The sequence below is a fragment of the Mesorhizobium sp. M7A.F.Ca.CA.004.12.1.1 genome (genome assembly GCF_003997835.1).
Lineage (GTDB): Bacteria > Pseudomonadota > Alphaproteobacteria > Rhizobiales > Rhizobiaceae > Mesorhizobium.
The window spans coordinates 1-591 of the sequence record NZ_RZRK01001453.1; the positions used below are offsets into that span (position 1 = coordinate 1).

The 591-nt window shown below is 58.9% G+C and carries 1 protein-coding gene; it reads right to left on the reverse strand.

From position 1 onward, the window contains the following. Window positions 1–201 precede the first annotated feature (201 nt). On the reverse strand, window positions 202–588 hold the full coding sequence (locus EN984_RS36995) for a type II toxin-antitoxin system VapC family toxin (protein ID WP_127270551.1): 387 nt from the start codon (window positions 586–588) through the stop codon (window positions 202–204). Window positions 589–591: the final 3 nt, after the last annotated feature.

Sequence of the window (591 nt, forward strand, 5' to 3'; positions counted from 1 at the left end):
GCAGGGAAACAACCAGCAGGGCAAGCCACTGCCAGAGCTTGCGCATCCGCGCCATGCGCTCGAGTGTGGGCAGGTCCGGGGATGGCTGCTCGGCCGAGGAATCCATGTTTCGGTCTTAGACTTGAAGCGGGACGATGCGAACCCCCGCTTTGCCGAAAAAGGAAGCTGTGTGGCGCGCGAGTCACGCAGTTTACCAAGGTGTCAGAGCTTTCGGATAGGACCGGGATAACGGGCGACAAGATCGTCCATCGTCAGCAAGGTAATCCCCTCAATGGTTGCCTGGGCGACCAGGATTCGATCGAAGGGATCCTTGTGGATCGCCGGAAGTCCGTCGATGGCGAGGGCATGTTCACTGGTGATCGGCAAGTCGTGATAGCCATTGTCGAATAGGCCTCGCCGGAGCAAACGGGGATCGACCTGGAAATCATCCCGTCCCAGTCCTCGTTTGATTGCGATCTCCCAAAGGCTGGCGGGACTGAACAGCAATTCGTTCTCGGGGTCCTCAATCTCGGCGAGAGCCGCAGGTGTTAGCCGATCCGGTTCGCCAGCCGCCCACAGCAGCAAATGGGTGTCGAGTAGCAATTTCAAGTG